The following is a 13,388-nucleotide window of genomic DNA, read 5'->3' as shown; positions in this document are numbered from 1 at the left end:
GAAGCTTTTTAGGGATTTCTGACTTAGAAAATTTTGAAACAAAAGCTGCAACATATAAAGGCAACCAGAACACAAGTGACATCCCTATTATTGCTAGATACTCCATTACCCCTCCTGTATAGCTAACAATTTAATAGTGCGCAACTTGCGCATTTTTCTACTGATAAGTCGCGCACTTCCATACTTTAACTATTAATAACAAATTGAATAAAACATTGCTAGTTAAAGCACTTATAAATATTTTGTCATATTCATCTATGGACAATAATGCGCTAATTGCGCATTTACATGAATATAGGGGAAACTCCACCAACCTGTGCAAATTCACAGCTCCTTGTTGGTCGATATATGTAAATTAAAATTGTGAACTCACCAATGACTCTTGTGGTGGCTTCTACAACTTTTATGTTGGATTCTGACTGTCGGCAATGGTGGCAGACTGTGTGAAAACTCCTTGAATTCAAAAGTGAATGGGATGACGTTGCACTTTTACATGGTGTTCACTCTTTATTTAATCTTGTTATTCCACAATTGCTGGATATCAAGCTAAAATATTGACTGTAAACTCCACTAATACTTACAGGAACGAGTTTTCACACAGTCTGGTGGCTAAGCGGACTATTTATTAAAACAAATTAGTGACTAAATGAGGTATATTGTGGCATAAGTCTATTTATTTTTCGATGTTGGCCAAACAAAGGGAGCGGGCTTGGTGGAAGTCGTTTCTGCTACTGCTGTATTCTGGGCGAGTATCCCCCTGATTAATTTCCCCGTTTCTTTATGCTTACTACAAAATGTTTTTAGGTATAAAATTTCAACTCTACTGCGTGCCCAAGGGGTTGTACGCAGAAATTTCAAACTTGATTTAAGACGCGGTTTATTGGTGAAACAACGAATATTAAGTAACTCACCCATCTTATCCCAACCAATTTTCTTCTCCAGTTCGGTTAGAATCTGTTCAAGTTTCACGCCGTGTAGCGGATCATTACTTTTATTCATAGTCTACCTAAAATCAAAAAATAGCATTGTAACAAGTTTCCTAAATATTGACAGACTTATGCGTTTAACTCAGGTAAAAGTGCACCAAGAACTTTATGGAAAAGTTCTTGTTTTTATTGAAAATATAAGTGGTGTAAAGTACACATAAGAATTTAAAGTGGAACAATATATAAAGAAATGAAAATATTTTTACTTACACATGAACGTGAATTGCATAGAGCAACCAATACAGGCTCTCTTGCTATAGACGATTCTAATGAAATTGTTGAACGTATACTTTGGGAAAGAGTAACCCCTAATAAAGGCCTTACTAAACTAATAGAAAATAATGAGGCGTTATTATTATATTCCAAAGGAGAATCATCATCGGCAATAATTGAAGAATATGAAAATATCGTTATTATTGATGGCACGTGGCAGGAATCACAAAAAATTTTCAATCAAAGCTCTTATTTAAAAAATGCTCCACAATTCACTTTGAAAACTCCAAATGATTCTTCATACAAACTTAGGGGCAATCAACCTAAAGGTGGGCTATGCACCATCGAATGTATAATCGAAGTATTAAGAATTAAAGGGCAAAATAAAATAGCATCAGAATTAGCATTAAAGTTTGAACAATTTAATGGCTAAAAATTTAACAGATAATTAAAGCATGACTAGTAACAGTTGGTCTGTTATTTATGAGTTATCGATATTAAACCTGATCCGAACCCATATTTATTACTCACTTGCTAACTTCAGCTTTGTTAGAGAACGGCTATTTATATATAATTTGTAGTATTTTCAACAAAAGAAATATACGAGGGATGAATCATACTATCGTGCCTGCATATAAATCCAGACGATTTACGTTCCAAAATAGTAAAGATTTAATAAAAAAATAGACAAACTACCAGTTTGTCTATTTTTAAATAACTTTGTCTAATTTTTAAATACTTTATGACAATTACAAACTAATCAATATAAGTATCAATTGGCGGACAAGAACACACTAAGTTTCTATCTCCATAAACATCATCAATACGATTAACCGTTGGCCAAAATTTATTAGTTCTAACACCTGGTACTGGGAATACTGCATCAGCTATGCTGTACGCTCTATCCCAATTAGCATCTGTAATATCTGCTAATGTATGTGGTGCATGGTGTAATGGGTTATTATCTAATGTCCATTCACCAGATTCAACTTTACGTACCTCATCACGAATACATACCATTGCTTCAATAAAGCGATCTAATTCAACTTTAGACTCAGACTCGGTTGGTTCAATCATCAATGTGCCAGCTACCGGGAATGACATAGTTGGTGAATGGAAACCGTAATCGATTAAACGTTTAGCGATATCCATTTCAGTTACGCCACTTGCTTCTTTAATTGGACGTAAATCAACGATACATTCGTGGGCAACACGACCATTTGGATCTGTATATAAAATTGGGTAATGTTGGCTTAACTTAGAGACTAAATAGTTAGCATTAGTAATGGCATACTTAGTTGCCGCCGTAACTCCTTCTTTACCTAAAAGCGCAATGTATAGGTAAGTGATAGGTAAAATACCGGCACTACCATACGGTGCTGCTGATACAGCGCCATTACCTTGGTTTTCTTCAATGATGTTCACTAAAGAATGATCAGGTAAGAATGGGGCAAGGTGAGATTTAACCCCTATTGGTCCCATACCTGGACCACCGCCGCCATGTGGAATAGCAAACGTTTTATGTAAGTTAAGGTGTGATACATCAGCGCCAATAAAGCCCGGTGAAGTAATACCCACTTGTGCGTTCATGTTTGCGCCATCAAGGTAAACTTGACCGCCGTTATCATGAATAATGTTACAAATCTCGCTGATAGTGGTTTCATATACACCGTGAGTAGACGGGTATGTAATCATGATGCAAGAAAGGTTGTCGCGTAACTCTTCAGCTTTTGCTGTTAAGTCTTCCATATCAACGTTGCCGTCTTTAGTACAGGCAACAACCACTACTTTCATACCAACCATCATTGCTGATGCTGGGTTTGTACCGTGTGCAGACGCAGGAATTAAACAAATATTACGATGCGAATCACCACGGCTTTCGTGGTATTTGTGAATAGCGATTAAGCCTGCGTATTCACCTTGTGCACCGGAGTTAGGTTGCATTGAGACTTTGTCGTAACCGGTTAATTCAACTAACCAGTCAGCCAATTCGTCAATCATTTGCTTGTAACCCACTACTTGGTCTTGTGGTGCAAATGGGTGCATGTTGGCAAATTCAGGCCAGCTTACTGGGATCATTTGCGCCGTTGCATTTAACTTCATGGTACAAGAGCCCAAAGAAATCATTGAATGGTTCAATGCTAAATCTTTGTTTTCAAGACGTTTGATATAACGCAGCATTTCAGTTTCGCTGTGATACGAGTTAAATACTGGATGCGTTAATATTGCTGTGTCACGTATTAATGAAGCAGGAATTGAAGAATGACCACAAGCAATAATTTTCTCATCAAGCTCGCTTACATCTAGGCCATGATTAGTGCCTAATAATATAGTAAATAATGTCGCTACATCACTGCGTGTAGTGGTTTCATCAAGCGATACGCTGATTTGACCATCAACATCACTACGCAAGTTAACGCCTGAGATTAACGCACGTTCTACTATTTCTTCTTTGCTGTTGTTTTCAAGTGCTGCAACATTGAATGTTAAGGTATCAAAGTAGTTTGCATGAATAGAAACTAAGCCTTTAGTGGCTGTTCCTAAACATAAAATATCAGCAAAACGGTGAATGCGGCTAGCAATAGTTTTTAAGCCTTTAGGACCATGATAAACCGCATAAAATGCCGCCATGTTGGCTAATAATACTTGCGCGGTACAAATGTTTGAGTTGGCTTTTTCACGGCGAATATGTTGCTCGCGTGTTTGCATTGCCATACGTAATGCAGGGTTACCGCGAGTATCTTTTGATACGCCGATAATTCTACCCGGTAATGAACGTTTGTATTTGTCAGAGGTTGTAAAGAAGGCAGCATGAGGGCCGCCATAGCCCATTGGCACACCAAAACGTTGGCTTGAACCAATAACGGCATCAGCACCTAAATCGCCCGGCGCTTTTAACAATACTAAGCTCATAATGTCAGCGGCAACAGCAACAATACCTTTGTTACTGTGAATTTTTTCAATTAATTCACTAATATCAGAAACTTGGCCAGTTGCACTTGGATACTGAATTAAGGCACCAAAAATATCATGTTCTGGTGCTTCGTTTGCTGGTGCGATAACAACGTCAAAACCAAACATATCTGCACGTTGTTTTACTAGATCAATTGTTTGTGGAAAAACATCTTCTGAAATAAAGAAAAGGTTAGATTTTTTGTTTTTAGAAACACGTTTAGCTAGCGCCATTGCTTCTGCAGCGGCTGTACCTTCATCAAGTAATGAAGCGCTAGCTAATGGCAGACCAGTTAGGTCAATACACATTTGCTGATAGTTAAGTAACGACTCTAAACGGCCTTGTGCTATTTCAGGTTGATACGGCGTGTAAGCAGTATACCAACCTGGATTTTCTAGTACGTTACGTAAAATAACATTTGGCGTTAACGTTGGGTAATAACCTAAACCAATATAAGAGGTGTTAACTTTATTTAAGTTAGCAATGGCTTTTAAATCAGCTAATGCTTGCACTTCTGTTTTGCTATCACCAATTGCAGGTAAGTCAGCTAAACGAATATCGCTAGGGACTATTTCATCAATTAACGCATCAATAGAGTCTGCGCCAATGTCTGTTAACATTGCTTCAGTTTGTGCTTCACTTGGGCCTATATGGCGACGAATAAAGTCTTGTGTTTGCTCTAACTGTGCTAACGACAAAGAGTCTGACGAGCTAGTGGGTGATTGAGAAGTCATAACAATTTCACTTAGATAGTTTTATAAATAAAAAGAAAGCCCCAAACGTTTTGTCAGAGGCTTAATATAAGGCATTAACCTTTTTTGCTAAGGTAATCAATGTTTAGGCAAAGCCGTCAAGCTATGAGCTCCATGAGCTTAGTTTACTAAGTGATTGGGGCGAATAGCGCCGACAATGCCGACTAAACTTGATTAACAACGCAAAAATTAGTCTTCGTCGATAGAGTTAGCGTACCCTTGTGCATCTAGAAGGCTTTCTAATTCGCCTGCATCTTCCATTTTAATTTTGAATAACCAGCCGCCACCAAAAGCATCAGAATTGACAAGTTCTGGTGCGTCTTCTAATTCTTCATTTATTTCGATAACTTCACCTGTTACTGGTGCGTATATGTCTGAAGCTGCTTTTACTGATTCAGCAACACAAATATCATCTCCTGTAGTAACATTATCGCCAACATCAGGTAATTCAACGAAAACCATATCGCCTAAAAGATCTTGGGCATGTTCAGTAATACCAACAGTAACAATACCGTTACCTTCGTTACGTATCCATTCGTGTGATGTTGCATATTTTAATTCTGAAGGAATGTTGCTCATTTTATTTTCCTATTGGTTAAATTCTTAAATTTGTTTAAATTTGTTTAAATTTTATTGTTAACTAGTTAGCTTAGCTGCTCCATTTAATCATAGAGCATCTATTGATATTTTCAATTAAAAGACTTTTTTCCCATTACGGACAAAGCTAGGTTTTGTTACCTGTACTTTCACTAATTTTTTACGCATTTCTACTTCTAGAGTGTCACCCACTTTCACACTACGAGGAACGCGTGCTAGGGCAATACTGTGTCCTAAGGTTGGTGAGAATGTACCAGAAGTTATCTCTCCTTTACCAAACTCAGTAACCACTACTTGATGAGATCGTAATACACCTTTTTCTGTTAGTATTAAGCCCACTAATTTAGGTTGTGAGCCTTCGGCTTTTTGAGTCGCTAAGACTTCACGGCCAATAAAGTTACGTTCACTGGGTTCCCAGCTAATGGTCCAAGCCATGTTGGCGGCTAATGGCGATACAGTTTCGTCCATATCTAAACCGTAGAGGTTCATGCCTGCTTCTAAACGTAATGTGTCACGAGCACCTAAACCACATGGCGTAACACCAACATTTAGTAGCTTTTGCCAAAAATCTTCTGCTGCACTATCTGGAACAATAATTTCATAACCGTCTTCGCCAGTATAACCAGTAGTTGCGATGAATAAATCACCCACTTGTACGCCAAAAAATGGTTTCATTCCATCAACGGCAACAATTTGTTCTGCTGTAAGTAACTCGGCAACTTTAGCTTTAGCTTGTGGGCCTTGTACGGCGATCATTCCAAATTCAGGACGTTCAGTAATAGCCAGATCAAAACCGCGTGCTTGCTTATTCATCCACGCGAGATCTTTTTCACGGGTTGCTGAATTAACCACTAAACGATAGTTGGTATCAGAGAAGAAATAAATGATCAAATCATCAATCACGCCACCTTCTTTATTTAGCATACCTGTATATAATGCTTTACCTGCAACCGTTAATTTGGCGACATCATTGATAACTAAATGACGCAAAAAAGCTTTAGCGTCACTGCCCTGTATGTCAACAATAGTCATATGAGAAACATCAAACATACCAGCACTTTGACGAACAGCATGGTGCTCTTCTATTTGAGAACCGTAGTTAATTGGCATTTCCCAGCCGTAAAAATCAACCATTTTAGCGCCAGATGCTAAGTGTTTTGCGTGTAGTACGGTTTTGTTAGTCATAAGTAATACCTAAAGTATGTCAGCCAAGTACTTGTTGTTAGTTTCGACTAAGTGAATAAAAATAGTCAAAAGCTCATTTAATTTGCGTTAATTATAGCCGTTGGCTTATGCCTATTCAACAAAACATAATTATGACTTTCAAATTAAAAACCGACTTAGTGATGAGGTTAGAATTAAATTTTAAAATATGTGATATTTTGAAATTATAGTTGGATATCAGTTAATTAATTAGCTGATGGCAAGGATTAATTTTATACTTTTTTTGTTATTGTTTTATTTAGTCGCCTAGTTTAGCTTTCTTCGTGCTAATTCAGGTAGATCACTTTTAAGGCCAAGTGCTTGTTCTATTAATAATTTTTTAGCAGGCTTCACCTTATCAAGTAAACTTATACCTATGCCACGCAATAATTTAACTCCTGATTGCTGAAGACTAAAGGTTTGCTTTATTGCTTCCATGGCAGCAATCATGTCAGTAGCGTCACTTTTACGTGCGCGTGAAAAAGCCTTTAATACTCTTGGTGAGGCTAAATTTTTATCTATTGCGCCTTGCGCTGAAGTTAATGAAGTAATGCTTTGCGCTAAGGTGGCAGCATCCAATAAACCAAGATTGACGCCTTGCCCTGCAAGTGGATGGATAGTGTGGGCTGCATCGCCAATAAGCACGACTCTACCTTTGACAAAGTCTTGTGCCAAACGCATGGTTAACGGGTAAGTAAAACGTTCGCTGACTAATTCAATGACGCCTAATTTTCCGTCACTTGCCGCTGTTAATTCTTTAGCAAAGTCTGTCGCATTAAGTGCCGTTAGCCTTTTAGCTTCCTCTGGCGATGTAGAATAAACAATAGAGCATGTGGCGTTATCTTGTGGAAAAATCGGTAAGAATGCTAAAGGACCGCTTGGTAGAAACACTTGCCATGCTGTGTTGTTATGGCCTTGCGAACATTTTATGGTGGCAACGATAGCATGATGATCATAATCTCGAGTGATCATTGCTGTGGCTATTTGCTGTCGTACCCATGAGTTAGCACCGTCGGCGCCAATAACAAGTTTTGCTATTAAGGGGGCTTGTACGCCTTTATTTTCTTCTAAAGAGGCATCAAAGCTAACAAAAATTTCGCTATCTCCTTCGGTAATACTGGCTAACTTATTTTCGGTGAAAAAACTAATCCCTTCATCAGCTTGGGCTTTTTGCCATAAGGCATTGCGGATCACCTTGTTTTCAATAATCCAGCCAAGGTTTTCATTTTTGGGAAAAGCACCTAAATCATCGAGAGAAAAATCTAATTTTCCTAAACCTCCCTTATCCCAAATATGCATTTTTTGATAAGGTTGTAGACGGTTTGATTTAATATCAGCCCAAACGTCTAAGTTTTCAAAAAGTGTTTGGCTAGCAATGTTGATTGCACTAACTCTTACCTCTGGCTCAGGTGTTAAATCGGTGATAGGTAGAGTATCAGCAATGGCAATTTTTAGGTCGGTGGTTTTTCTTAATGCTAACGCTAAGCTTAAACCTACCATGCCAGCACCCACAATTAATACATCAAATTTTTGCATTCTTATCTCTTTATAAAGTGCATATACCCGTTCTACTTGAAAGTGCACGTTTCAGGAAGTCTGAGCGATTCATAATCAAGGCGCTTTTTTTTATTAAGGGTTATTTCCTTAAAAAGAAAAGCAACGTAGAGTATGATTTGCTCCGCCTTCCCCAAGGGGCTGGTTTAGAAACGCTTTATGCTGCGTTATTGATATTGAGAATGGCGCTACATGGATGTAGCTTATTAGATAATGCAGGAGCACATTATCCTGAACAACCATTCTCTTCAATCAATGCCTTGCCTAAAGACGTTTCTAATTCCAGCTGAATCATGCATCTTCAAGTGGAGCGGGTATATATTTAATAGCCCATCAACTTATTCACCAAAGTTCTTTTTAGTGGCTGAAAATAATTCATTATTTTTAAGCCGGTATTTCTTCCTGCTACCAAAGGGGGTAAATTATTAGCAAACAAGGTAACGAGTGAGTCGGTTAAGGTGATTATTTGTTTTTGATCTTGTGCACGTTTTTGTGAATATTGATTAAGTAAGGTAAAGCTACCAATATCAGCCTGGTTTTGTAATTGCTTTGCTATCAAACTAGCCATCAATTGCACGTCGCGCAAGCCTAGATTAAAGCCTTGCCCAGCAATAGGATGGATAGTGTGCGAGGCATTACCGATAAGCGCCAACCGATGATACGTTTGCTGCTTGGCTTGTAAAAGTACTAACGGGTAAACATCGCGTTTACCTACTTCCGTAATTGCGCCAAGCCAGCTGCCAAAAGCTAATTCAAGCTGATGACTAAATTCATTATCATTAAGGGATAATAACTGCTCACTTTGCTGTGGTGACATAGTCCACACTAGCGAGCACCGATTTTGCGCATTTTTTAACGGAACCAAAGGCAGCATAGCAATAGGGCCAAACTCAGTAAAACGCTCAAAAGCTTTATTATTGTGTGCTTTTTCAGTAGCAACATTGGCAATAAGTGCCACTTGCTGATAATCACTTTTGTTTACGTCAATGTTCGCTAATTGACGACAAGGGGAATTAGCGCCATCGCAGGCAAGTAGTAAAATTGTTGATAAAATGTCACCAGAGCTAAGTGTCACGGTAACGACATTATTATCTAATCCATTGTCTAGTTCATTGTCTAGTTCAGACATGAGTTCATTGTTTGGTTGCCAATCAATATAAGTAATAGTATCAGGGCTAAACCACTGAACATTACTTTTACTGGCTAATGCTTTCAATTGCCCTTGGCCAATTTTAGTCATAGCGATCACATAGCCTAATGCTGATACACCATGTTCTTGTGCTTCAAGACGTGCTTTGCCGTAATGACCACGATCTGAAATGTCTATTTTTTCAATCGCGCAAGCATCAAGTGATAGATGCTGCCACACATTTACACTGTCGAGATATTTTGCACTAGCATGAGATAACGCCAATACACGATCATCAAACAAAGGAAAAGTGTTTTGGTGTACCGCTTTCTGTTCTTCAAGCGCACTTACTTCAGGCTTGTTTGTTTCTGACTTGTTTGCTTCAACAATGGCAATAGATAATAAGCTGCCATCAGCTTTAGTTAAATCAGCTAAGCTTAATGCCATTAAACTTCCTGATAAGCCGCCGCCAGAAATGATTATATCGTAATGTTTTTTATTATTGCTCATGTTTCTTTTTACTTCATTCTTACTTTGCTTTTATTTTATATCTTGTTCAAAACAAAAAACTTATTCTTTATCATTCATCAAAGCTTCAATTTCAATAATTGTGCTTGGCGAATTCACAGTCAAATTTTCATAACCTTGTTCAGTAACAACAATATTATCTTCAATTCGAATACCAATACCACGCCATTGTTCTTCTAACTCATAATCGTCATTAGGCATATAAAGTCCTGGCTCTATGGTTAACACCATACCGGCAACAAATTCACGACACTGTTCTTTATTTTCATTGTTCTGGTAGTCACCCACATCGTGAACGTCTAAACCAAGCCAGTGACCTAAGCCATGAATAAAATATTTTTTACATGCTTTATCGATAAGTAATTGTGCTAAATCACCCGATAAAATAGCTAAATCAATTAACCCTTGGGTTAAATATTCATTCGCAATTTGATTTAACTTAGCGAAAGTAATCCCAGGCTTTATCGCTGCGATTACGGTTAACTGGGTATCAAGTACCAGTTGATATAATAATTTCTGTGGAGCGGTGAATTTTCCATTAACAGGAAATGTTCGGGTAATATCTGCCGCATAGCCAGATAGTTCACCGCCGGCATCAATTAATAACAGGTCATTGTCTTGTAGGGTTTCACCATTATCGGTGTAATGTAAAATATTTGCGTTATCGCCGCCAGCAACTATGCTCGCGTATGCGGGATGGCGTGCGCCATGACGAGAGAACTCATGCAATAATTCAGTTTCTATCTGGTATTCAAACTTCCCAGCTGCCGTTTTTTGCATTGCTCGTTGATGTGCTAAACCCGATATATAATTAACTTGGCGCATTACTTCTATTTCATTAGCACTTTTAATTAAGCGTAAATCATTAATAATTGGGCTTGCATCAATTAACACCTCAGGTACTTTAGTGCCTTGGCGAGCAGTAGATCTAACGTGTGATAACCAAGTGAAAACTTGTTGTGACATTTCACTGTTATCAAAACAAAAATAAACTTGGTTCAAATTATTTAGATATTCAGGTACCAAGCTAGTAAGTTCATCAAGTACAAAGCTTTGATCAAAATTATAGTACTGACAGGCTTTATCTTGGCCGACTCTACGACCATGCCAAACTTCATGGCTTTTATCTTTTGGCAAAGAAAATAGTATTGATTGCTGATTGTTATCTATTTTAAGTAGCGCAAGTAAAGCATCGGGTTCATTAAAGCCCGTTAAATAATAAAAATTTTTATTTTGGCAAAAGGCGTATTCGGTATCATTACTACGGGTAACTTCACAAGCAGCGCTAAAAAAAGCGATACTGTTATTTTCCATTTTATCGAAAAAGTTATCCCGGTGAGTTTTGAAATCCCTCATAGGTAAGCTAGCAATACCAGGCAATTGAGTCGACGTTTTTTCGTGTACTATAGTCATGACTTCTCTAATAAATAGCGTTAATGAATAGTATTATCAGTATTTTTATTATCAACCGTTGCAGGCGACGAACCTAACTCTGTGAAACATAATAACGCTGAAATTCGCACATATTCACTGATCTCAAAATAGGCTTGCTCAGTATCTTCATCTTCTTCCATTTCATCAGAAAGATTCGCTATTTCTGCAAAATCAGTTAACACTTCCTTTACTTCGCTTGACGTGACGGGACTATTTTTTTGCTGTAGACCAAAACCTAGATTAAAACCCTGTACCCAGTTACCTAATGCATGGCCACGTTCAACAATTGAATCGTCATCATCAGGCAACATCAATTGAAAAGCATAATCATCGTCAAGAATATCAGCCCACAGTTCACTATACATTTTCTTGATAATAGCTTTCACTGGATCTGGAAAAACTTCGCCATTATTAAATAAGTCATTTAGCATACCAATATAGCTTTGTTCTTCAAAAGTAAAACCAGCACAAACTAATCCTGTTAGTACACCATGAATTTCGCTAGCGTGACTTTGAATATTTTCGGTGGTAATGACGGCTTGAGTTGAAGCAAAATCGAGTTTACTTCTTTGCGGTGAATGTTCAGACATGACTAATAACTTAAAATAAAGGGAATAAAATTATAATACTATCCTAACATTGCCACACTCAAAAGGCATGAAAAATCATATAAACATATTCATTTGCTTGCATAGCCAAATCAGCACAGTTATAGTGCGAGTTATTAGCTTGTATATTGTTAATTAGCCTAGGAATTTTCGCGAATGAGTCAACGCACTGTTGAAATCAATATTATTGATCGTAAACTTAAAGTGGCTTGTCCTATCGGACAGGAGAGCGCTTTACTCATCGCCGCCGCAGAATTAACATTGCGCTTAACGAAAGCAAACAAGAGTAAGTCTATAGCTTCCCCAGAACAAGCTATACTCATGACTGCTTTAAATTTAACTAATGAGTTATTAGTCACTAAGCAAAAATTAAAAGCGGAGCAGCTAGATTATAAGAAGAAAATAGCTCTGTTACAGTCAACAATCGAACAAGCCATTGCGCCAACGAGTAAGAAGCAAGCGTAAAACGATTAAATTGACAACACTTAGCTCCGACCAGTAAAAAAAAACTTATCTCTACTTTAATTTTAGTTATAATAAAATCGTCTTCTGGGGTGTTTGTAAGTGACTATGTCCCTGAGCCGATAAGTTTTACCTAAGGAAGTTGATTCTTAACTATTGTGCAAGCCCGGCTCGTATCGGGAAGCCTACGGTTAGAATGATATTTCCGCCCTGAACACACGGTGTTCAGGACTACGGTTAACTGCGGCATTCTGGAAGCAACTTTAAATCACCTAGGTATTTCCGCGCATCCTCTAGAAAATCACACAATGTTCAGGACTACGGTTAACTGCGGCATTCTGGAAGCAACTTTAAATCACCTAGGTATTTCCGCGCATCCTCTAGAAAATCACACAATGTTCAGGACTACGGTTAACTGCGGCATTCTGGAAGCAACTTTAAATCACCTAGGTATTTCCGCGCATCCTCTAGAAAATCACACAGTATTCTGTCACCAGTTAACTACAGTACTCCCATCAGCGCAGAGGAAGTTACTTCTGTTATATCAAACCACACCAACAAAACGTAAATATTTTTCAAAAGAGTTTAAGCTCAATGCCAACCCATTAGTTATTATTTTCCCTTGTTTAATAATTTAGACACTCATAGAGTGAAGTAACGCTTTCACTTCATTCTGACATGAGGTGTTAAGGTTGTGTCTAATGGAATTATTTGAGAAATAGTCGTTGTTGAGTAATAAAAACTGAACGTTTGCTTGAAAAGACAAAAAAGACGTTATCACAAAAATAGTGTTTGTTAATCTGTAATCCTTCCTCTTGTACGAACCCTGTTGAATTCACGCACGCATTGACTCAAAAGAAAAGGTAACCGAAAGTCATACTCGTAATCTCACATTAGGTGTAACCGAAACAAGTTTAAAAATGGCTTTCAACTTACTTTCTATCTTAATCTTTAATTGAAATGGATCTA

11 protein-coding genes and 1 other RNA gene are annotated in these 13,388 nt (G+C 37.8%); 4 read left to right on the top strand and 8 right to left on the bottom strand.

Features of this window, described 5'->3' with window-relative positions; genetic code table 11:
- Window positions 1-669: 669 nt before the first annotated feature.
- Entirely contained in the window at window positions 670-999 is a 330-nt protein-coding gene (locus DWA31_RS05980; RefSeq protein ID WP_114325725.1) for a VF530 family protein, read from the bottom strand.
- Window positions 1,000-1,176: 177 nt separating this feature from the next.
- On the opposite strand from DWA31_RS05980, the gene DWA31_RS05975 reads away from it, so the two are divergent.
- A complete protein-coding gene (locus tag DWA31_RS05975) occupies window positions 1,177-1,632 on the top strand; it encodes a tRNA-uridine aminocarboxypropyltransferase (protein WP_114325724.1) in 456 nt (151 codons plus the stop codon).
- Between the two features lie 323 nt (window positions 1,633-1,955).
- Here the strand turns inward: DWA31_RS05975 and gcvP are convergent, their stop codons facing one another.
- The 4 genes from gcvP to DWA31_RS05955 form a co-directional block, all read right to left on the bottom strand.
- On the bottom strand, window positions 1,956-4,886 hold the full coding sequence (gene gcvP / locus DWA31_RS05970) for an aminomethyl-transferring glycine dehydrogenase (RefSeq protein ID WP_114325723.1): 2,931 nt from the start codon (window positions 4,884-4,886) through the stop codon (window positions 1,956-1,958).
- Window positions 4,887-5,093: 207 nt separating this feature from the next.
- The gene (gene gcvH, locus DWA31_RS05965) at window positions 5,094-5,483 is read right to left on the bottom strand and encodes a glycine cleavage system protein GcvH (RefSeq protein WP_114325722.1); all 390 of its coding nucleotides are present in this window, start codon (window positions 5,481-5,483) and stop codon (window positions 5,094-5,096) included.
- Between the two features lie 114 nt (window positions 5,484-5,597).
- The gene (gene gcvT, locus DWA31_RS05960) at window positions 5,598-6,686 is read right to left on the bottom strand and encodes a glycine cleavage system aminomethyltransferase GcvT (protein WP_114325721.1); all 1,089 of its coding nucleotides are present in this window, start codon (window positions 6,684-6,686) and stop codon (window positions 5,598-5,600) included.
- A gap of 285 nt (window positions 6,687-6,971) precedes the next feature.
- On the bottom strand, window positions 6,972-8,240 hold the full coding sequence (locus DWA31_RS05955; protein ID WP_114325720.1) for an FAD-dependent monooxygenase: 1,269 nt from the start codon (window positions 8,238-8,240) through the stop codon (window positions 6,972-6,974).
- Window positions 8,241-8,377: 137 nt separating this feature from the next.
- On the opposite strand from DWA31_RS05955, the gene DWA31_RS05950 reads away from it, so the two are divergent.
- Window positions 8,378-8,548 carry a hypothetical protein gene (locus tag DWA31_RS05950; RefSeq protein ID WP_245942508.1) on the top strand — a complete coding sequence of 57 codons (171 nt, stop codon included), beginning with the start codon at window positions 8,378-8,380 and terminating at the stop codon, window positions 8,546-8,548.
- Window positions 8,549-8,580: 32 nt separating this feature from the next.
- On the opposite strand, the gene ubiH is transcribed toward DWA31_RS05950, so the two are convergent.
- From ubiH to DWA31_RS05935, 3 genes are read right to left on the bottom strand one after another with little or no spacing between them, the layout of a single operon-like run.
- The gene (gene ubiH, locus DWA31_RS05945; protein ID WP_114325719.1) at window positions 8,581-9,897 is read right to left on the bottom strand and encodes a 2-octaprenyl-6-methoxyphenyl hydroxylase; all 1,317 of its coding nucleotides are present in this window, start codon (window positions 9,895-9,897) and stop codon (window positions 8,581-8,583) included.
- A gap of 60 nt (window positions 9,898-9,957) precedes the next feature.
- Window positions 9,958-11,328: a Xaa-Pro aminopeptidase gene (gene pepP, locus DWA31_RS05940; RefSeq protein ID WP_425451862.1), complete on the bottom strand. Its 1,371-nt coding sequence runs from the start codon at window positions 11,326-11,328 to the stop codon at window positions 9,958-9,960.
- A 20-nt stretch (window positions 11,329-11,348) separates the two neighbouring features.
- Window positions 11,349-11,939 carry a UPF0149 family protein gene (locus DWA31_RS05935; protein ID WP_114325718.1) on the bottom strand — a complete coding sequence of 197 codons (591 nt, stop codon included), beginning with the start codon at window positions 11,937-11,939 and terminating at the stop codon, window positions 11,349-11,351.
- 174 nt (window positions 11,940-12,113) lie between these two features.
- Here DWA31_RS05935 and DWA31_RS05930 point away from each other — a divergent pair, with 174 nt between their 5' ends.
- Entirely contained in the window at window positions 12,114-12,422 is a 309-nt protein-coding gene (locus DWA31_RS05930; protein ID WP_114325717.1) for a cell division protein ZapA, read from the top strand.
- A gap of 78 nt (window positions 12,423-12,500) precedes the next feature.
- A non-coding RNA gene (ssrS, locus tag DWA31_RS05925) (6S RNA) lies at window positions 12,501-12,681 on the top strand.
- Window positions 12,682-13,388 lie beyond the last annotated feature (707 nt).

This window comes from Candidatus Colwellia aromaticivorans (genome assembly GCF_003333305.1).
GTDB lineage: Bacteria > Pseudomonadota > Gammaproteobacteria > Enterobacterales > Alteromonadaceae > Colwellia > Colwellia aromaticivorans.
This window is presented reverse-complemented; position numbering and strand designations above follow the sequence as displayed.

Coding starts and splice junctions, on each gene's coding strand:
- DWA31_RS05980 (WP_114325725.1), bottom strand. CDS start 999: ATGAATAAAAGTAATGATCCGCTACACGGCGTGAAACTTGAACAGATT.
- DWA31_RS05975 (WP_114325724.1), top strand. CDS start 1,177: ATGAAAATATTTTTACTTACACATGAACGTGAATTGCATAGAGCAACC.
- gcvP (WP_114325723.1), bottom strand. CDS start 4,886: ATGACTTCTCAATCACCCACTAGCTCGTCAGACTCTTTGTCGTTAGCA.
- gcvH (WP_114325722.1), bottom strand. CDS start 5,483: ATGAGCAACATTCCTTCAGAATTAAAATATGCAACATCACACGAATGG.
- gcvT (WP_114325721.1), bottom strand. CDS start 6,686: ATGACTAACAAAACCGTACTACACGCAAAACACTTAGCATCTGGCGCT.
- DWA31_RS05955 (WP_114325720.1), bottom strand. CDS start 8,240: ATGCAAAAATTTGATGTATTAATTGTGGGTGCTGGCATGGTAGGTTTA.
- ubiH (WP_114325719.1), bottom strand. CDS start 9,897: ATGAGCAATAATAAAAAACATTACGATATAATCATTTCTGGCGGCGGC.
- pepP (WP_425451862.1), bottom strand. CDS start 11,328: ATGACTATAGTACACGAAAAAACGTCGACTCAATTGCCTGGTATTGCT.
- DWA31_RS05935 (WP_114325718.1), bottom strand. CDS start 11,939: ATGTCTGAACATTCACCGCAAAGAAGTAAACTCGATTTTGCTTCAACT.
- DWA31_RS05930 (WP_114325717.1), top strand. CDS start 12,114: ATGAGTCAACGCACTGTTGAAATCAATATTATTGATCGTAAACTTAAA.